This window comes from Paenibacillus sp. GCM10027630, assembly GCF_042676305.1.
Lineage (GTDB): Bacteria > Bacillota > Bacilli > Paenibacillales > NBRC-103111 > Paenibacillus_S.
Genome location: NZ_JBHTGY010000016.1, coordinates 43239 through 63895 on the forward strand (window position 1 = coordinate 43239; position 20657 = coordinate 63895).

Consider the following 20657-nt stretch of genomic DNA (forward strand, 5'->3'; position numbering starts at 1 on the left):
GGAAGATACCTATGAGTCGTTTTGAAAAGAATGTTCCGCTTCGTCGATCGTCTCAAAATCTGAAAACGTCGACGACAAAGACACAGAGCCTACGGTCTAAAAAATGGAGGGAACAAATGCTCGCCTACATTTTTCTAACCCCATCTTTGCTGTTGTTCGGAACATTTCTTTTTTATCCATTGATCAAATCGGTATATTTGAGCTTGTATTTGACGGATCCGCGCGGCAGAGTGGCATTGTTTGTCGGTTTGAACAATTTCGTTGATTTGGTCACCAATGAAAAGTTTTTTCAAAGCCTGATAGTAACGCTTTCATTTACGCTGCTGACAGTTCCGACGGCCATCTTTCTCGCGCTCCTGCTCGCCGCATTGACTCATAACAAGATTCGCGGCATGAAGCTGTTTCAGTTCGTCTTTTCACTGCCTTTGATTATCGCCACCGGGACAGGATCAGTCATTTGGACGATGCTCTACCATCCGACTTCTGGAATGCTAAATTATGTATTGACGCTTGTCGGCTTGAAGCCAATCCACTGGCTTACGGATCCCGCTTGGGCTCTTGTAGCTGTTGCCATCATGACCATCTGGATGGATCTAGGGTTCAAATATATTCTCCTTTTGAGCGGTTTGAAGGGCGTTTCCGAAGAAATTTACGATAGCGCCAAAATTGACGGGTCCAGTCCACTGCGCACCTTTTTCCATATTACGTTACCGATGATATCACCGACTCTCTTTTTCGTAGGGATCGTATCGGTCATCCAAGCGTTCCAAACCTTTGGACAAATTAACGTACTGACCAAGGGTGGTCCAATGTACAAAACAGAAGTAATTGTGTTCAACATATACAATGATGCGTTCGTCAATTTCCAATTCGGCAGCGGCAGCGCGCAGGCATTAGTCCTGTTTGCGATCATCCTGATATTGACGATCATCCAGTTTCGGTTTGCTGAGAGGAAGGTGCACTATCAATGATGACACGTCTGCAAACTTCCCTGATTTATTTGATTCTAGTCATAGCTGCGCTGCTAACGATTTATCCGTTGCTATTCGCTTTGTTTAACTCCTTTATGACGGACGCTGAAACGGTTTCTTATCCACCAAATCTTCTCCCAAGCAGGCTGAACTGGGAAAATTATAAGGAAGTTATTCTAAATATTCCTGTCGTCACTTTCGTATTCAACAGTTTTATCGTATCGACGGCCATTATGGTGGGACAATTGATTATAGCAAGTCTGTCCGCTTACGCCTTCGCTTACTTGAAGTTTAGAGGAAAGACCGTACTGTTTACTCTGTTTTTATCTACCATGATGATTCCGTGGGAAGTGACAATGATCCCGAATTATCTAACAATCAGAAGCTGGGATTGGATCGACACCTACCAAGGGCTTATCGTACCGTTTCTGGCAACAGCGTTTGGAACATTTTTGCTTCGACAATTTTTCCTCCAACTGCCAAACGAGCTGTTCGAAGCAGCCAAAATCGATGGTTGCAGTCATCTGAGAAGCTTTTTCTCGTTAGTGCTCCCGTTGTCAAGACCAGCATTGGCCGCTCTTGGTGTCTACTCGTTCTTGAATCACTGGAACATGTATTTATGGCCACTTCTGATCACCAATACAGTAGACATGCGGACGGTACAAATCGGAGTCAGTATGTTGAAGAATGAGGAAAGTGCATCATGGAACCTTGTGTTTGCAGGCGTGGTAGTAGTGCTCCTGCCCACATTGGCTCTGTTAGTGCTCGGTCTCAACCAACTAGTTAGCGGAATCACTAAAGGAGCCGTCAAAGGCTAACTGTATCGATTATCGAAGTAGTATCGTCCGATCCGGAACGGACGTTCTGCATAAATAAAAAATATATAGGAGTGGTTAAGAAATGAAAAGATTAAACAAGAAAATCGTTCTACATCTCACGATGGCGTTCATATTGCTAATGATGGCAGCGTGCGGACAAGCCAACACTCAGCCTGCCGTAAGTGGAACAGATAGTAAGGAAACGCCGAAAGTGGCCTCAAGCAGCGAACCGGTAAAAGTAGTTTGGTGGCACGCAATGAGCGGTGCAAATGGTAAAGCGGTGGACCAGTTGGTTTCCGATTTCAATAGTTCGCAGAATAAGATCAAGGTTGAAGCTATATATCAAGGCAGTTATGATGAAAGCTTGAACAAACTAAAAGCGTCAATGGATAGCAAAAACGGCCCTTCCATTGCGCAGGTGTACGAAATCGGTAGCCGCTTTATGATCGATTCCAAAGCCATAACGCCAATGCAGAAGTTTATTGATCTAGAGAAATACGATCTGTCTCAATTGGAAGAAAATATCCTCGGCTACTATACGATCGATGGTAAGCTGAATTCGATGCCTTTCAATACCTCGAATCCGATTCTTTATTATAATAAGGATTTGTTCAAAGCGGCTGGTCTCGATCCGGAAAAACCGCCGGTAACCTATGAAGAAGTGTTGAATGTTTGCGCGAAACTAACCGAGAACGCTAAAATTCCCTGCGGATTTACCATTAGAGGTTCTTACATGGAGCAGTTCTTCGCAAACCAAGGAGCAGAACTTGTCAATAATGGAAATGGTCGTAAAAGCCAAGCCACTGAATCTTTACTCAATAGCGAACCGGGCGTGAAGACATTAACATGGTGGAAAAATATGGTTGATACCAAAACGGCAGTTAACTTCGGTCGCAAGCCCGACGATACGATAAAGGCGTTCTCTGCCGGCCAAATCGCCTTGACGATCGATACAACCGCCAGCTTGCGCAGTATTGTTAAGAGTGCAGAAAACAGCTTCAAAGTTGGAACGGGATTTCTGCCAAAGCCGTCCGATGCTAAAGAAGGCGGCATAATTGTAGGCGGCGGGAGCTTATATATCATGAACAATCGTTCTCAAGCAGAGCAACAAGCAGCATGGGAGTTCATTAAGTTCGCTGTCACACCGAAGCAACAGGCTAACTGGCATGTAAGCACGGCTTACTTTCCGATAACAAAAAAGGCATATGACGAGCAAGTACTTAAGGACAATATGGCGAAGTATCCACAGTTTCAAACAGCAGTCGACCAGCTGCACAAAACAAAAAACAACCTGTCTTCGCAGGGCGCTCTAATCGGTGTGTTCTCGGAGGCCAGATCGCTTACCGAAAATGCAATAGAGGAAGCACTGAATGGGAAGAACGCTCCTAGTGAAGCACTGAATGCTGCTGCTAAAGAGATTACGGGCAAAATCAGTGTATATAACAAAACTGTAAGCAAGTAATATACGCTTGCTTGCTCACAACACACGTGAGGGCGTAATGTTCGGTTTGTGACATGCCTTCGCGTATGGTTGGGAGTAACACGGTTCAATAAGAAAATTTTATAAGGGAAGGAGTCGATTTATAATGGCACACAAGGATAAACGGCCGTTAATCATCGGCCATCGCGGAGCCTCTGGAGAAGCGCCGGAGAATACATTGGCTTCATTCGGTCTGGCTTTGCAGCAGGGGGCGGAAGGGTTGGAGCTGGACATCCATCTGTCGGCAGATGGAGAAATTTTTGTATGTCATGATTCAACGGTCGATCGAACAACGAACGGCACGGGGGAAATTGCTAATATGTCGGTGGAGGAACTGAAAATGCTGGACGCTGGGAGTTGGTTTGATGAACGTTATGCCGGCGAGCAGCTTCCGTTACTGGAGGAAGTGTTTGCTTCTGTACCGGCTGAAATCTTGATCAACGTGGAGGTCAAATGCCCACTTACCCCACGGTTGCAGGAACGGCTGCTGCAGCTATTGAATCAGTACGATCGATTGCAGAGTGTAGTGTTTTCGTCCTTTCACCACAAAGTATTGTTAGGTCTGAAGCAAGCTGAGCCCCGATTACAAGTTGGACTATTGTATAGGGGGAATTTCATCAATCACCGTAATGTGGCGGAGTTGACAGGGATGGATATATACTCGTTGCATCCTTATTATACGCTGATTGACGCCGAGGATGTGACCGATGCAGTTTCGCACGGGCTGCGTGTATATACTTTCACAGTAAACGATCCGGTGCAAATGAAACGGGTGTATGATCTTGGTGTGTCGGGAATCGGAACTGATTTTCCGGCGCTGTTGAAAATAATGCTGGATAGCTTGGAATCGCAAGATAAAGCTGGCAGTATGATATCGTAAATCGGGAGAGTTATTGATGATCATTGGTTTTGTTAGACATGGGGAGACCGATTGGAATAAAGAAGGCAGATCCCAAGGACATCGTGATATCGAGTTAAATGAAGAGGGGCAAGCTCAGGCGCATGCAGTAGCAAAGCGCTTGAGTGCCGAACAGTGGGATATTCTGATTAGCAGCGATTTGCTGCGTGCCCAAGAAACGGCGCAGATCATCAGTCAACTGTTAAAAAAGCCTGTTCAATTGGACAAGCGTTTGCGGGAAAGAAGCTTCGGACAGCTCGAAGGAACAACGGTGCAGGAGCGCATAGACCGTTGGGGCTCGGGTTGGGAATCATTGGATCTTAATGTGGAGACATTGGAGCATATGCTTGTGCGAAGCACGGAGTTGATGCACGAGCTGGTTGTCCGGTATAGCGGTCAGAAAATACTTCTAGTTAGCCACGGAACTTTTATTGCTGTCACTTTAAAACATTTATTGGGGGGACAAGAGATTTCCACGCTTGGGAATACCTCGATTAGTGTAATTCGTAAAGAAGTCGATTGTTGGCAGGGCGAAATGATCAACTGCTTTAAACATTTGGGAGATGGGTCCGGCTTATATTGTTGACTGTTATGAAGAAGGTTTTAGTCTTAACGGTGCAGAGAATGATGAACAAGTCGATAGATGATCGGATGGTTCTCTGAATAACAAATAGGCTTGTCCTGAGTTCAAATTGAACTCTGGGAGAGCCTATTTGTTATGTTCGTGTAATTTTTCAAATAATCTTTTAGGTATGGGCTTCAAAGAGGAAAGACATGGGAATGGGCCTATACACTTTGCCTGTGAACAAGAGAATCTAGTCATTGAGATATATCCAGGGGTGGAAGCAGAGCAACCGAATTGGAAGGCAGCAGGGGCAGTAATGTTGGAATTATTAAAACTTTACAATACGCTCAACTTCAGAACTTCTTATCATAATAAAATTAATCATTGCCCTTTCACCTATTTTCATTGGAATTTGTGTATTTTTCGGAAGTCCCTATGAATAGTTCACCTGTATATCACTTAAATTTGTAAGTTAATTTCCCTTATATTTTTCATCGAAAATGCCCCCATACTCTCGAAACCTATCAATTACCACCAATATGTTAGTCTCTGTAGACTGACCCTAATATACGAATCAACGACAGACATGGACGAGAATATAAGGTCCTAGACTGTCGCTGTCTTATTGAAATGTCGTTCCTCGTTCGCTTAATTATCAAACCTGACTTTATCACCTAATTTGAATTATTTCTACTCTTCTACCATCAGGATCTTCAACCACTGATCTAATTCCACGATCACTCTCAGATGGCATTGTTATCACGGTCTCACCATTATTTATTAATGTATTTATCGCTTGCTTCATATCCTCTACATTAGAAAAATTTATTTTTAAGCTAAACATTCCTGTTGAGCCTAAGAAATTGGCTTTGTAAAAAAAGGAGCGCCTAAGGTATGATGGGTTTGTCCACTACACCATTAAGGAGGCGCTCTTACTATGAAGTTTAAACAAACCGACGGACAAAATCAACGAATTGAACAAATTACTACTTCGCATCTCGTCGTTGGGATCGACATGGCCAAAGAAACTCATGTGGCACATTCCACAAATTTCCGAGGAATCGTCATTTCAAAACGGCAGATCTCATTTTCAAATAGCATTGACGGTTTTGAAAAACTGAGCCGAATCGAAGTTCGACTTAAAACGGCTCATTGAAGAATATGAACGAGTTACCACCATGCTTGAGGAGATTGAAAAAGATATCGAAGCATTGCTTACTGAGATTCCAATGGCGCAGCAGATTCGTACCATAAAAGGTCTCGGAAAGATCTTCACAGCGGCCATACTAGCTGGCACAGGAGATCTAAGACAGTATGCACATGGACGTCAGGTATTACGAAAGGCAGGCCTAAATTTGGCCGAAAGTACGTCTGGAAAGCGAAAAGGGCGAATTATTCTTTCGAAACGAGGAGACTCGGNTCTTGTTTGGAATACCCCTGTATTCCGTCATCTTCATGAGTATAATTTGCAAGAAAAGAAGATGAAAAAGCAGCAATCCAGTTGGAATTGTTCAGCGAGGAGAAAGTTTCACGCCTGAGAAAACCGTCCTGACCTGGACAGAAGCAGCTTAAGTAAAGAAGCATCACGTATATTGACTCATTCGTAGGATTTCACAAAGCTCACCGACCCGTGTGGCCGTCCAACTGGACGTAACATCTGCTGAGGTGAAATGGATGGTTTAACCCCTCAACTGGGAAATGGGCTTACCAGCCCTTATTAATCTCGCCCTCCGAGGTGGATTTGGTGCTGTTGATCCGCCGGGGCAAGTAAGCTGCCTGTTTGTTCTTGGTATCAACGGTCTGGAGCTAGTCATGGTACTCATGGTATACTGCGATATAGGAATGAAACCAACGAATAAGGATAGTCCCATAGGGCACTGGCCCGAATTGTTAGTTGTAGGAGACAGGGGTGCATTAGCATAGATAAATTTATTCTTCCAATTGGAATTCTTATAGCAGGATTATTGCTGGGCAAGGGCGTGAGGGTGCTTTGGGAAAGAAAGCACATTTCCGATTCAGTATCTGTAGAGGTGATTCTTAAACGGATCAACCAATTGGTATTACTCGGCATTAATCCACTCATTATTTTGGGTGCTTTCTGGTTCGTTAAGCTGGACAGCATGAAATTGGCGTTACTGCCTATGTTGGGTGTTCTTACATTGGTATTGGGCGGGATCCTGGCGATCAGTATTTCGAAATTTCAGAAGCTGGACCGTGCGAAAACAGGAGCGATGTTTGTATCCGGGTCTTTTACGAATATGGGCAACTTTGGAGGGTTGTTTTGCTTTGTATTTATTGGTCCGGAAACGGTTCCCTATATAGCCATGTTTCGATTATTGGAGCAGTTTGTTTATTATGCGATCGGCTTTCCAATTGCCAAATCATTTGGGTCAACGGATCAACCTGAGGGACAAAGAACAAGAGGGCTACTTAACCTATTGGTCGATCCGTATGTCCTGTTCTCTCTATTATCGATAGTAGTCGGCTGTTTATTGAGTATCTCTTCGTGGGAAAGACCGGCAGTGTACGGAGATTTTATTGCGTATGCGGTTCCTTTGTCGAGCTTGCTATTGGTGATCCCGATTGGTTTCAACATGAAGGTGAAAGCGATCCGCGGGTATTTGAAGGAATGCTGCTCCATTTCTGTGGTGAAATTTCTAATGGTGCCATTGGCGGTTACTTCGTTAGCGTATTTTCTCGGCATAGGCCAGTTGGAAGATTATATGGTGCTTAAAGTGATATTGATTCTAACCGCGATGCCGCCTGCGTTTACTTCCTTAATTCCACCTCAGCTATATAAATTGGACGGCGATTTGGCCAATTCCAGTTGGCTTTTTAACACTGCGCTTTTGTTGCTAGTAGCTCCTATATTGTATTACATAGTAAGCACCATGTAATCCAGGCTGATTCTAAGCCTTACTGAAAAACATGACCAACCCATGGTTATTGGGCTATGAGGAGGTAATGGGATAATGTTCTTGTCTCCCGACAGCTTGTAAGTCGTCAGGGGATGGGATTAATTGTCCGGCGACACAAACATGAGTGCTTTTAGATCCCCGTCAATCGGGGATTTTTTATTTCAAAGCACCTATGTTTGTGACGCGAGGTCACGACACAAACATAGGTGCATAATCGTTTTGCGACACAAACATATGCGCATAATCGTGGTGATATTAAAGCTTGGATTTTTAATGAATTATTCACATGGCCATTAAACCTTCCTGTAGGACCTAAAAAATGGTCTTTGTCAAAAAAGGAGCACCTCGGTATGATGGGTTTGTCCACGGGTTTGAAACCCAACACCATCAAGGAGGAGCTCTTATTATGAAGTTTAAGCAATCAGACGAACAAAATCAACGGATAGAACGAATTACTCCATCTCACTTAGTAATTGGCATTGACATGGCGAAGGATGCACATGTCGCACAGGCAACAAACTTTCGCGGAATTGTTCTTTCTAAACGACATCTTACGTTTACAAACAACAAAGAAGGGTTTGAAAGGTTTGGAAGTTGGATTCATGAGTTGCAACAGAAACACCGTTTGAACAACATAATAATTGGAATGGAACCGACGGGACACTATTGGTTTAATCTAGCGAATTGGCTGGTTGAAGAGAGGTTAAGCGTTGTTCTGGTGAACCCTGTTACGACGAAGAGAAACAAGGAGAATAGAGATAATTCTCCTTCCAAAAATGATCCGAAGGACGCTCTTGTCATCGCGGATGTTGTTAGTCGGGGGTATTACTCTGAATACACGAAGCAATCGCATTCTTTTCAAAGGTTACGCGTTATCATGAGCGATCGAGAGTTTTGGGTTGCGAATTGCATACGGCTTCAGAACCGAATTATTCGCTGGCTGGATATCCGTTTCCCTGAATATACTTCAGTTTTTTCGGATTGGACATGCAAGCGATCCATGGCGACGCTTTATGAATTCCCTGTTCCAGCAGACTTACATGGGGTGACTGCAGCAGAAATCATAGTAAGCTGGAGAAAGCACATGAAACGAGCCGGCGGAACTACAGGACTACAGAAGGCTGCACAGCTCCTCACTTCTGCAGCTAGAAGCATAGGAGAAACGATAGCTACCCACGAAGCCAAACAGGATTTGCGCCGACTACTTGAGGAGTATTGTCGCATTGTCGAGATTCTAGAGATGATTGAACAAGAAATCCTGGTGCTCCTGGATAAGATACCTTTGGCTCATCAACTTCGCTCCATTCAAGGTCTAGGACCCATCTTCATTGCGGCTATCCTTTCAGGTGCAGGTGATCTAAATCTGTATTCACACGGGCGACAACTGCTGAGAAGAGCAGGTATGAACCTGGCTGAGAGTATGTCAGGGAAACGGAAAGGACAGATCATCCTCTCGAAACGGGGAGATGCAACCCTACGAAAGTATTTGTATTTAGCGACCTTACGTCTTATTGGTAACAACCCGTTGTTTCGGAAGTGGCATGAACATAATGTACATGTAAGGCACATGAAAAAGTACCGTTCCTTGTTTAAATTAATTGGTAAACTAGCACGTATTCTGGTTGGTTTAGCTCAACGAGGAGAGTCTTTTAATCCTGACAAGGCCGTTATTCATGACAGAGTAGCTTAAAGTATATCTAAATTACGTAGGTTGGTTCATTCGCAGGATTACAAAGAAAGCACGGAGTACCGATTACCCGTTACTTAAGGGCACTGACCCGCACATTGAACATGATCGGCCTCCACCCCTTGGACAGGTATAACGAAGGAAGGTAAGGGCATAGACCCGTTGAGATATGGGAGGGTGAACCTCCGAGGGCATTGTGGAGAATGCGTGCAGTAAATGGAATTATGAGGGAATTAAGTCTTATCCTTTATTTCCGTATGCCTTCATGGCTGTTCGGTGGTGCCACGACCACAACTTTACCGTTATATCCTTTTTTCCAAGAGGGTGTAATCCTGCGAATGAGCGAGTAAACGTGAGAAAATCCCTTAATACCGAGGGAAGTAACGGGCAGGATAATTAACATGTGTATGGAAACATATACACCAATACACCAATCGGAAACCAGCACCTAAACTGTAATTGAGGTGATATAGATAATGATTGTAACCAGTTACAGCTACCCCGAAAATTACTCTTAGCACAAACCCAAAAATGGCTAGACAACAAACAACGAAGACGAAGAATTGTAAGAGGACAAAAACATATTTGCATTATCAGCCGCATATCGGGTTGCCGTTATTCCAAGGTCTCAAGGAGAAGATCAATCTTAAACTTATCGAAAACAAGACATTTGATTCTGGAGCCATAGGCCTCGTTTACCAGACGGTTAGATGACCTTGCCTCGATAAGTAGTTTGCATTACCCAATCAGTCAACGGGGCTGAACTAACGGGACACGTTAGTTGCACTGCGGTCAATTGTCGGGTGACAAGAACATTATCACAAACCGAAGAAGAAGAAGAGAAGACATGACACAAATGTACCAAAAATGTAATGCCAGAAATCATGTTTAATTTAGAATTATGTCGGTGGCGGGCTTAATTTATATCGTGCGCTTCAACAATATGAATCTGCACGCGAGTTTATATATCCGTTGACGAATTTCAAGATATGAATCCGCTACAAATGGATATTTTAAAGATAATTGCTCCTCATGATGGAAGTGGTGCAAAACTTATAATAGTCGGTGATGATGACCAGAGTATTTACGCTTTTCGAGGGTCAGACCCAAGATTTATTAAACACTTCCATGAAGCTTATGATACATATACATTAGAACTAATGACAAATTATCGCTCAAAGCAGAACATTGTCCATGCTGGTAATAGGGTGATTCAAGCAAATGCTCATGACAGAATAGAAAAGGCAATGGAGCCATTTCATAAGGTTACTGGTGATGCTTATGTTTGGGCAGCACCTGACCAGGGAGAAGAAGCTAATTGGATTATTACCAAATCTCAAGAGGTTGGAAAAATCAAGCCCTTCGTCTTCAATGATAGAATTGAGCCAGTCAATTATACCCTGTCAACCATTTTGTATTGTTCGGTTGGTCAACTGCAAAGTGTTTATCAAGCGCTAGACAATCGTGGAATTCCTTTCGTGATTGAAAGCAATGAGGATATTTAGGGCATTTTTAATATTTATGAGTTTAAAAACAAGTACATGGACACCACTTTTACTTAATGTTGCTAGTGCACATTTTATTAAGAAACAAGATTTTAATAAGTTCATAGAACAGAGCCAATATTCATCAGTCTAAGCATTATTACAGGAGTTTGTAGTATTTATTAAGTGTGAAAAGAAGAAAAGTGATACTGCAATAATAGAAAGCTATTTAAACGGTATATTTAAGCTTGTAAAAAATAGTTCAGTTGAAGTCTTAGAATTTATAGAACCTCTCTTGCAGTTCCCTAAGAATAAAAATGACAAAAATATATCGAAAGAGGAAGTTGACTGGATAACGAAGGAATGCCAACACTATAAATCTTGGTCTGATTTCATAACTTATCATAACCGTTTAAAAGAGAGACGTAGTAATATGAAGAAGCGCTTGGAGCTTTACCATAAAGGAGAATTTAATGCTCTTTATTTCTTGACTATTCATAAGAGTAAGGGATTAGCTTTTGATAATGTATTTGTTATTGGTGTAAATGATGGAGGCTTACCTTCAAATCGAGCTGTACCACCGAGTGATGTTAATGTAGTTGAGTGTAGAGAGAAAGCAGAGCCTTCAACTACAACCGAAGAAGAGCGAAGGTTAATGTGTGTAGCTGCTACCAGGGCAAAGCATAATTTGTATGTAACATTCCCTAAGACAGTCCAAGGTAAGCCTAGCAAGCGGTCGATATTCTTGAAAGAATTGAATTTACCAATGAAGAATGGATGATACAATTGGAAAGATTATGTTTTTAATCTCGAAAATATAGTTTTTCGGTTGCAATATTGTGAAAAATTATTTGCCGGATAAGATAAGTTAATCATCCGATGGGGGTCCTAGGTACGCAAAAGTACACACGTCGCAATTTACAACTAGCCGAATCATAAGTCCCAGACCTGAAGGAAGGTCCGGCGTTGAAATTTTGGCGCTAGATCATGGTACGGTAAACCTCATCTCTGTTGGCGGAAACAAATTAACGAGAGATGCAGTTCTAAAAATTGTGAGTCGTGTGACTGGATAACGTGATTGTCGTGGAAAGGGAATGGATAGGGATAGCTTATGTTACAATAAGATGAAAAAGGGGGAGTCACTGCTGGAAAAACAAAAAGTAGTAATTATAGGAGCAGGAATTGTCGGAGCCTGTATGGCCTATCAACTAGCAAAACGAAATCAGGATGTAACAGTTATTGAACGACACCCTACCGCAGCGCGTGAAGTTACAGAAAAATCATTTGCCTGGATTCATACAACACATAAGGTGGCTCCCCAGTACAGACATTTATATGACAACGCTTCAGAAGAATACCTTGCACTGCAGCAAGAGCTATCCGAATTACAAATTCAATGGCACGGAGCATTAACGTGGGGCGATTCGAACCTAAATGAGCAAATCCACCTTCAAAAATTAAACCGGGAGCAGATTGAGGCATTGGAACCGAATCTGAAGGAGTATCCGAATGATGCGATGTTTACCAATGAAGAAGGAGCAGTAGATCCGATAGGATTAACGGAACTATTGTTAAGAAAAGCACAGGAATACGGAGCAAAGGTACAGTTTGATACCAACGTTACACAACTGCAGCAAGAAAATTCCCGCTTAATAGGCGTACATACATCCAAGAGGTTTATAGAGTCGGATGTTGTGGTATTGGCCGCGGGTACAGGCGTATCCGAACTTTGCAATTCGTTCGGTTGCTCCGTACCAGTAACGCCGTCACCTTCCATTCTGATTCGGATGAAGACCTCGAGTAGACTAATACACACATTAATCTCGAATGCGCAGTTTGAAGCACGTCAGCTAACTGATCATTCATTGCTAGCTGCGGAAGATTATATGGATGATTCGGAGGAAAATGGACCAGAGGCAGTGGGCACACGTGCCTTCGAGACGCTGCGTCGCAGCCTGAAGGATGGAGATCAATTGGAGCTGGAAAGCATCGAAGTTGGGTTGAGACCAATGCCAGAGGACGGCTATCCGATTGTAGGCTTTCATAATCAGATGAAGGGACTTTATGTGACGGTGATGCATTCTGCCATTACTCTGGCTCCGCTAATTGCGCGTCTAGCTGCAACTGAAATAATCAATCGAGAATCAAGATTCGAACTAGAGTCTTGTCGTCTCTCCCGATTTAAGCAGTAGGGTTGTAAAAATGCCAACTTAGTAGTCATCAGATTGCATTTATAGTTCATGTAACTGTAAACACAAATTTTGAGGTCATCCTCATTGGATGGCCCTTAACTCACTACTACTTCTTACATAAGCTTAATGTTTATACAAGACGCAGCAGGGTTAACTGGAGTAGACAGATTAGAAAATGTCGGGTGACAAGAACATTATCTCATTAATAGCCGCGTAAATCGCGGCATTTGTGTTTTATGGGATCAAGTTCATGTCAAAATCTAATGACAAGAACTTGATCCCATTCCCGAAATTGACAAGAACCTGACTCATTCCCGACGTAAGAGGTAATACGAAACCGTAGAATAACTTAAACGTTATTGCAGTGGGGAAGGCGATGCGTGCTCATATCAGGCGCAGTCTGGATGTCGCCAGGGAAACTTTACAGTTGTATTTGCAGAACGATTCTGAGGATAAGTGAGATAACTTTCGATAAAGACTTCTTAAGCAAAGGGCGGTTTTAAGCTACTCCAGCCGTAAGGCATGAGCAGCTTAATGTGGAGAAATAGAGGAAATACGCACTTTTTGTCGAATATCTACACTATGATGACGAAACGTAAAATTATTATCATTATCGCAACGTTGATCCTGTTGCTTACCGCTATCCGGCTCGTATGGATTACCCTCCAAGCGACTCCGGCCAACCAACCGAAAGCCATTAATGGTGTGCTGGATTTGCGGGGATGGAATTTCAAGCAGACGGGTCCTTTAAAGCTGGATGGGCAGTGGGCATTTTACCCGGAACAGCTAATCATGGTTAATTCGCAAGACACCAGCCCGCAAGAAGCGGGAAGTCAATATATTCAGGTACCTCAGAACTGGATATCTTCCCAATCGTCAGGCTCAACATTCGGCTACGGGTCTTATAGATTGCGCATTTTGGTAGACCCTGAGCAGGATCAATCGTTCGGTATCCGGGCCCAGGATATCGCTAGTTCATCCGAAATATTTATTGACGGACGTTCCAAGGGACATGCAGGGCAACCGGGAGCGGATTCGAGGGAATATAGGCCGGATGCGGTATTGTATACGGCCTTTTTCAATACGGACAAAAGTGAAATCGATGTTGTCATCCATGTGGCGAATTTTCATAATAAAGGTATGGGCGGGATAGTGCAGTCGCTATTATTTGGCAGGTTGGATGCGGTGACTGGGCATGCTTTTTTTTCGGTCGGTATGCAACTGCTGCTTTGTACCTTTCTAGCCATTCATATGATTTACACCTTTATCATTTTCGTTATTGGAACCCGCGAGCCCGCGCTGCTTCATTTTTTCATGATGAACTTTTGTACGATGATGCTGGCGCTCCTGTCCGACGACAAAATGCTGCTGACGTGGGTGACGATCACGTACGAGTGGCATGTGAAGCTGATTCTTATATCGCTGCTTGCCCTTAATGCGTTTATGGTCCAGCTTGCCACGGGTCTAGTACCTCATCCGCGTTCGCGGAGGGTTATTCACTTGTATACAGCACTTTGTATTGTATTAATACTGTTGATTGTCGCTGTTTCGTATGAATACACGCAACTATATTGGTATCTATATATTCCTGTCGGGGTATTCGCCCCGTTTGTGCTCGCGTGGCATTTTTTTCGCGCTGTAGCCCGTGGAGAACACGACTCGATTTATTTTTTGATAGGGTCAACGGCGATTGTAATTAATGTCATATGGAGCTTTGTGAAGACCGCTAATCTGATGGAGCTGTATTTTTACCCGATTGATTACATCATAACCTTCCTCGCTTTCGTAGCATACTGGTTCAAACGTTATTTCCGGACGGCGGAACAAACGAAGAAGCTGGCTCTTAAGCTGCAGCTCGCTGACAAGCAGAAGGATGATTTTCTTGCCAATACGTCGCATGAATTGCGCAATCCGCTGCACAGCATGCTCAACATCGCTCAATCGGTTTTAGATAGCGGGGAGAAAGCGATGGATGGCAAAAACCGGCGTGATCTGGAATTACTCGTTACGGTGGGCCGAAGAATGTCTTTCATGCTCGGAGACCTGCTCGATTTAACACGGCTGCACGAGCGGGGAATCGTTCTGCATAAGACGAATGTAACTATTCAATCTCTCGTTGCGGGAGTCATCGATATGCTTCGGTTTATGACAGACGGCAAACGGGTGGGGTTTGTCAATCGTATTTCGAGCACGTTTCCTCAAGTGACTGCCGATGAGAACCGATTGATCCAGATTTTGTTTAATCTGCTTCATAACGCGGTGAAATTCACGAATGAAGGAACCGTAAAGGTCGGGGCTGTCATCCGGGAAGGAAAGGCGCATATTTCCATCGAGGATACGGGCATCGGAATGAATGACGAGACGATCCAGCGTATATTTCAGCCGTACGAGCAAGGTAATTTCGGTGCTGGTGCAGTAGGAGGGCTCGGGCTCGGGCTGAGCATCGTGCGGCAATTGGTAGAGCTTCATGGAGGAACGATCGAGGCTCATGCCGCTCCGGGCCAAGGATCGGTATTTACGTTCACGCTGCCGCTTGTTGAAGAAGCTCCCGAAACGAGGGAGCGGAAGCAGGACCATGAGGCGGGAGGGATGTTCGTATTGCCGCTGCTCACGGCGACGACGGAATATACCGCGGAAGCGGATTCGATTGCGGCAAATGCGCCGGTGGACAGAGCAGCGGATCGTCCAAACCTATTAGCGGTAGATGACGATCCTCTGAATCTGAGCATTCTTGTCAATATGCTCTCCGCGGACGGTTATGAGGTAGTTACGGCATCCAGCGGCCAGGAGGCGCTGACACTGCTTGAGTTGAAGCAGTGGGACCTCGTTATTTCCGATGTCATGATGCCACAGATGTCCGGGTATGAGCTCGCCCGAACGATCCGGGACCGATTCACCATTTCGGAGCTTCCAATATTGCTTCTAACCGCGCGCAGCCGAACGGAAGACATAAAAGCCGGGTTTCAATCCGGTGCGAACGACTATGTGATGAAGCCGGTCGAAGCGACCGAGTTAAAATCTCGCGTGAGGGCGTTGACCGATTTGAAAGCGTCGGTGAGGGAGAGGCTGAGATTGGAAGCCGCTTGGCTGCAAGCGCAAATTCAGCCGCATTTTTTGTTCAATACGTTAAATTCGATCGCTGCGCTAAGTGAAATTGATACATTGAGAATGCGAAGCTTGCTGGATGCGTTCGGAAACTATTTGAAAACAAGCTTTCACTTCGCAAACACGGAGAAGCTGGTGCCGATTCAGCATGAATTGGATCTCGTTCGTTCCTATTTGTTTATCGAAAAGGAACGATTCGAAGACCGGCTGAACATCGTGTGGGAAATCGACTCGAACCTGCAATGTCAAGTTCCACCGCTGTCGATCCAGCCCTTAGTCGAAAATGCCGTCCGCCACGGCGTATGCCGTCGTATTCGCGGCGGAACCGTGAGGATCTCGATTGCCGAGGAGGCAGGCAGCGTTCGCATTGCTGTTGCCGATGACGGACCAGGCATCGATGAGGACAAGCTGCACAGCTTGCTGGATAACAGTCGTTCCGATTGGAAACGCGGTATCGGGCTGCTCAATACCGACCGAAGGCTGAAACAATTGTTCGGCCAAGGGTTGCAAATTGCAAGCTCGTCGAATGAAGGAACCCGCGTTGCGTTTACAGTGATAAAATAAAGCACCGCCCCAGTTTCTGAATGTTAGAAAATGGGGCGGTGCTTTTCACAATAATTGTCGCCGGGGCTTGAATCGTCGTTGTCACTCTATTGCTTGAACTTGACGTGAGCTGCTTCTGTCCCTCTTATCGCTCAAATTCGAGCCCAGTTACGCTTCAATCGATGCGCAGGTTCTTGTCAACCGACAATAATTGTCGGGTGACAAGAACATTATCTCATTAAAAAGCGCTTAAATCGCGGCTTATTTGTGTTATGGGATAAAGTTCTTGTCAAATTTCAATGACAAGAACTTTATCCCATTCCCGAAATTGACAAGAACATTATCTCATTCCCGACAAAGGTAACATAACGTGGGTATATATTAGCCAAATCACTGCAATCAATCAATTCGACAGAATATTAAGGGACGGGATAGTTTAATTAAAACTCTCTCTACCGAAAAAGAAGCATCTAGACCGGCCGTCTGCGATGCTTCTTTGGCTTTCCGTTTCATATGAAAACGGTCTTTCTCCTTACGAAACGTCTGTCTGCTAAATAAAGGACGAACAGAGATAACAAGCCAGCACCAATCGGTATGCCGAACGCTTGGTATGAAAATGGTGCTCCTTCAAGCTTAAGCTGACTTGTGGCGCGGTACTCGAGCCGCTTCGCAGCGAATTTCGCCGTCCGGATATCTTCCTGCTTCGCCAAATCTTCCAACGCAGGCTCCATCGCGAACCGCTCGGGCGAATCGCTGTGCAGGTAAAGCTGCTCAGCCTTTCCACCGTTCACGTTCCAGTTTCGGATTTCGCCCGTAGCGAGTGTCTTAACGTCTGGGCCCACGAAAATCATTTTATCGAGTTTCGGAGCATCCGCTATTTGATATCGGGCGACTAGATTCAAACCGTTCCGAGTAACGACCGGCTCGCGTTTGCTTGATACCGTTATTGTCGTCGTTGTGCCGGAAGCCCCATACGTGTCAAAAGCAGAGGATAACATCAGTTCGTCGGCACCGTCATACAGCAGAACCCCGTCCTTTTTCTTGCTCCATTGAAACGCATTGTTCAAAATATAGTCGATATCGCTCATTCCGGCCGTGAAAGGCTTCATCTGTGGATGCTGAACAAAATTATAGGAAGGGTAATTCATTTCCTTCGCAACTTTTGCAGCTATCGGCTCTCCCATTTGCCGGGATATGACGTACAGCGTGGCATCGATCCCCGAAGTCAGGCCGGCCGAGGAGACCAAGTTGCCATCGGCCACATAACGTTGATCCCTTATCCAAGAAACTTCGGTATATTTCTTTTCCAATCTGCCGATATCTCCCCAATGCGTTGCCGCAGATTTCTCTTTCAGGAGGCCGGTATCGGCCAAATTCTCCGCTCCATTGCAGATGGACAACAAGGTCGTTTCCTTGCCTGAGTGCTTCCTAATCCAATTGCGGACAGGTTTATATTTCGCCTCATCCAAAATCGGCATGAAAGGGATCACGATGATATCCGGACCTTTGCCCGTCAATTTGTCTAACTCGTCAAAAGTGTAATGCGGTGCGACATCAAGACCGCCCGTCAACGATTTGATATTTTTGTCGGGTGCAGCTGCATACACATTGTACGAGCCTGTCATGGAGAACATTTCGTAAGGTACGAGAAAATCGAACACCTCAGTCACTTCATTCGCCAAAATAACGGCTACTGTCGGTTTTTTTGAATCATAGGCAGGAGCTTGGATGCTTTGTAAAGAAGCAGGAACCGGCTTATCATAAACCGACATAGCCTCCTGCATCGTGCGCATGAACCCGATCGCTCCGGTTCCTCCTACAACCAGAACAAAAACACACGTGTACACGATGAAACGCCATACCTTTTTCAATTATCCTCTCTCCTTTTATTATTATAGTTAATTATTATAATTAACTTACTTAATTTAATAATAACAAGAGAAGGCAAGTGGAAAAACCACCAAAAGACTGTGTTTTTTCCCCGGCTAAGGTCTAGCTAAGGAATTTTTCCCGAACATCAGTATATTGCTACTTTATAATCATAACTGACCGGCCCTTATCTGAATATGACCCGAAGGGGCTATTCGCACAACGCCAGCGAAGCATGATGTTACAGGAAAATAAAGTGTTAAACCGAAAAATAAAGTTGTAGGCTAAGTAGTAGTGTTAAACTAAAACCAGCTATTTTGTGCTGCATGGATGACGAATGGACAGTTATGCAGAATACGTTAGGGGTATAATGAATTTAGTCGAGTTTAGCTTTTAAGAAAGGAAGTCCAGAATGGATAACAAAACCGAGAAAGAAAAAATGTTAGCAGGAGTGTGTTGATCCGAAAAGCTGCTTGAGGATTTCTGTTCGCTTTGCATACTCGGTCTCAAAGGTTTGATTGAATAATCTAGTCATTCTCCTTGCATATTCACGGTTTTTGTTTAACTGTGGGTCGGAAGCAAGATATAACAGTATAACAATCGGTGATAATGTAGTTATAGCGTCAGGAGCAGTAGTGACAAAAGACGTTCCCAATAATGTTGTCGTAGGAGGGAACCCTGCAAAAGTTATTAAGAACATTGATATTTAAATTGCTACTTACTATCGTACCTACATAACATATCGAAGAAAAGCTTGAGGAATCAGGCTTTTTATTTTTTATGTAGGAGGATTTGTGTCATTTGAAAATGCACAAATCTCCCTACATTGTCGACTAGTGACACAAATCAGCCTACATTGTAGAAGGCATTAAGCTGACGGGCAGTTTTGCGCAACATTGTTGTCTTCAAAAAAATTCAGATTTCCACTTGACCCTTACGTAAGGTAATGATTTATTGTGAACGTAAGAGCAGGACGAAACACGGGCCTAATGCCAAAAAATCGAACAACTAAACTCGAAATCGGAGGAGAAGCAAACATGAGAAAACTCGTATTGTTTATGCATGTGTCACTGGACGGGTATGCGTCGGATTCAAACGGAGTACTAGATTGGATTCCGTACAACGAGGAATTAGAGAAATACGCCGAGGAGGTCGTAGCCGAAGTCGGAGCTCCAGTTTATGGACGCACGACGTATCGGATGATGGAGAGCTACTGGCCCACGGTGCTGGACAATCCGAATGCGTCGAGGCACGATATGGAGCATGCCAAATGGCTGCAGGATGTTAAGAAGATCGTCATTTCCAGGACCATGGAGAAGGCGGAATGGAACAATACTATTCTGATCAAGGACAATATCGCAGAGGAAATCAAGATACTCAAGGAGCAGACTGGCAAAAATCTCGTCATCTTCGGAAGCCCGGGAGCAGCGAAGACGCTGCTTGAGCTCGGCCTGATCGACGAATTCCTGCTTACAATTTGTCCGGTCGTCCTGGGCGCCGGAAAATCGGTATTCAACGGCGGCGAGAAAATCAGGCTCAAGCTGCTGTCTAGCAGAACGCTCAAGTCGGGCATTATCGGGGCCCGCTATGAGTTGGAGAAATAGCCGTACAATGTGTTCCGCTAACTGGACACGATAGTGGAGGAGCTTGCCGTGCGGCAGCTCTTCTTTTGTTTATGGAAGTGATACTAATTGTATAATTACAATGGTTTCTTAGTTTTGTTAAGTGAACTGAGGAAATTAATCGACACCCCGTATACTGATGTCACTTGGTCGCGTTTTTAAACTGTTGAGGAAGTTTTAATTACTTTGGACAGACTTCAACAGCAACTTAAACTCGGAGATGATAAAGCAATATCTGAACTACTAGTCTTATTTGGTCCAATTGGGGCGTTTCTAGAAATATCAATTAATAGTGGTAGGGGAGAAGAGTTCCTTAAGTTAGCTACTCAGTTCTACGGTATCGTTGATGCCAAATGACTAAGCTAAACAGAGAACATTTGTTGAAAACCTTCGCTCCGCGAAACATTCCTGTTAAGGCTAAGAAATCGTCTTTGTCAAAAAAGGAGCGCCTCGGTATGATGGGTTTGTCCAAGGGTTCGAAACCCAACACCATCAAGGAGGCGCT

At 44.2% G+C, this 20657-nt stretch carries 15 protein-coding genes and 2 pseudogenes; 15 read left to right on the forward strand and 2 right to left on the reverse strand.

The window, feature by feature from the left end; translation table 11 throughout:
* Nucleotides 1–11: 11 nt before the first annotated feature.
* From ACFQ0C_RS09285 to ACFQ0C_RS09345, 13 genes are all read left to right on the forward strand, one after another.
* On the forward strand, nucleotides 12–971 hold the full coding sequence (locus ACFQ0C_RS09285) for a carbohydrate ABC transporter permease (RefSeq protein ID WP_379366100.1): 960 nt from the start codon (nucleotides 12–14) through the stop codon (nucleotides 969–971).
* On the forward strand, nucleotides 968–1789 hold the full coding sequence (locus ACFQ0C_RS09290) for a carbohydrate ABC transporter permease (protein WP_379366102.1): 822 nt from the start codon (nucleotides 968–970) through the stop codon (nucleotides 1787–1789). Before ACFQ0C_RS09285 ends, ACFQ0C_RS09290 begins: the two co-directional genes overlap by 4 nt.
* 82 nt (nucleotides 1790–1871) lie before the next feature.
* A complete protein-coding gene (locus ACFQ0C_RS09295; RefSeq protein WP_379366104.1) occupies nucleotides 1872–3251 on the forward strand; it encodes an ABC transporter substrate-binding protein in 1380 nt (459 codons plus the stop codon).
* A gap of 124 nt (nucleotides 3252–3375) precedes the next feature.
* Nucleotides 3376–4149: a glycerophosphodiester phosphodiesterase gene (locus ACFQ0C_RS09300; protein WP_379366106.1), complete on the forward strand. Its 774-nt coding sequence runs from the start codon at nucleotides 3376–3378 to the stop codon at nucleotides 4147–4149.
* A gap of 16 nt (nucleotides 4150–4165) precedes the next feature.
* Nucleotides 4166–4753, forward strand: a complete 588-nt coding sequence (locus ACFQ0C_RS09305) for a histidine phosphatase family protein (protein ID WP_379366108.1) — start codon at nucleotides 4166–4168, stop codon at nucleotides 4751–4753.
* A 916-nt stretch (nucleotides 4754–5669) separates the two neighbouring features.
* Entirely contained in the window at nucleotides 5670–5888 is a 219-nt protein-coding gene (locus ACFQ0C_RS09310) for a hypothetical protein (RefSeq protein WP_379366110.1), read from the forward strand.
* Nucleotides 5889–5961: 73 nt separating this feature from the next.
* Nucleotides 5962–6270, forward strand: coding sequence for a transposase (locus ACFQ0C_RS09315; protein WP_445324350.1), 309 nt, complete (start codon nucleotides 5962–5964; stop codon nucleotides 6268–6270).
* Between the two features lie 447 nt (nucleotides 6271–6717).
* On the forward strand, nucleotides 6718–7629 hold the full coding sequence (locus tag ACFQ0C_RS09320) for an AEC family transporter (protein ID WP_379366114.1): 912 nt from the start codon (nucleotides 6718–6720) through the stop codon (nucleotides 7627–7629).
* Nucleotides 7630–8056: 427 nt separating this feature from the next.
* Entirely contained in the window at nucleotides 8057–9340 is a 1284-nt protein-coding gene (locus tag ACFQ0C_RS09325) for an IS110 family RNA-guided transposase (RefSeq protein WP_379366116.1), read from the forward strand.
* A gap of 962 nt (nucleotides 9341–10302) precedes the next feature.
* The gene (locus ACFQ0C_RS09330; RefSeq protein WP_379366140.1) at nucleotides 10303–10842 is read left to right on the forward strand and encodes a UvrD-helicase domain-containing protein; all 540 of its coding nucleotides are present in this window, start codon (nucleotides 10303–10305) and stop codon (nucleotides 10840–10842) included.
* 412 nt (nucleotides 10843–11254) lie between these two features.
* Nucleotides 11255–11602 (forward strand): 3'-5' exonuclease, encoded by a 348-nt coding sequence (locus tag ACFQ0C_RS09335; RefSeq protein WP_379366118.1) that lies wholly within the window; start codon nucleotides 11255–11257, stop codon nucleotides 11600–11602.
* Between the two features lie 313 nt (nucleotides 11603–11915).
* Nucleotides 11916–13013 carry an NAD(P)/FAD-dependent oxidoreductase gene (locus tag ACFQ0C_RS09340; protein WP_379366120.1) on the forward strand — a complete coding sequence of 366 codons (1098 nt, stop codon included), beginning with the start codon at nucleotides 11916–11918 and terminating at the stop codon, nucleotides 13011–13013.
* Nucleotides 13014–13577: 564 nt separating this feature from the next.
* Entirely contained in the window at nucleotides 13578–16682 is a 3105-nt protein-coding gene (locus ACFQ0C_RS09345) for a hybrid sensor histidine kinase/response regulator (protein WP_379366122.1), read from the forward strand.
* 488 nt (nucleotides 16683–17170) lie between these two features.
* Here the strand turns inward: ACFQ0C_RS09345 and ACFQ0C_RS09350 are convergent, their stop codons facing one another.
* A complete protein-coding gene (locus tag ACFQ0C_RS09350; protein WP_379366124.1) occupies nucleotides 17171–18532 on the reverse strand; it encodes a DJ-1/PfpI family protein in 1362 nt (453 codons plus the stop codon).
* A gap of 452 nt (nucleotides 18533–18984) precedes the next feature.
* Nucleotides 18985–19149, reverse strand: a pseudogene (locus tag ACFQ0C_RS09355) (maltose acetyltransferase domain-containing protein); the annotation flags it as partial.
* On the opposite strand from ACFQ0C_RS09355, the pseudogene ACFQ0C_RS09360 reads away from it, so the two are divergent.
* A pseudogene (locus ACFQ0C_RS09360) lies at nucleotides 19124–19240 on the forward strand (acetyltransferase); the annotation flags it as partial. The pseudogenes ACFQ0C_RS09355 and ACFQ0C_RS09360 sit on opposite strands and share 26 nt — an antisense overlap.
* A gap of 327 nt (nucleotides 19241–19567) precedes the next feature.
* A complete protein-coding gene (locus tag ACFQ0C_RS09365) occupies nucleotides 19568–20134 on the forward strand; it encodes a dihydrofolate reductase family protein (RefSeq protein WP_379366126.1) in 567 nt (188 codons plus the stop codon).
* Nucleotides 20135–20657 lie beyond the last annotated feature (523 nt).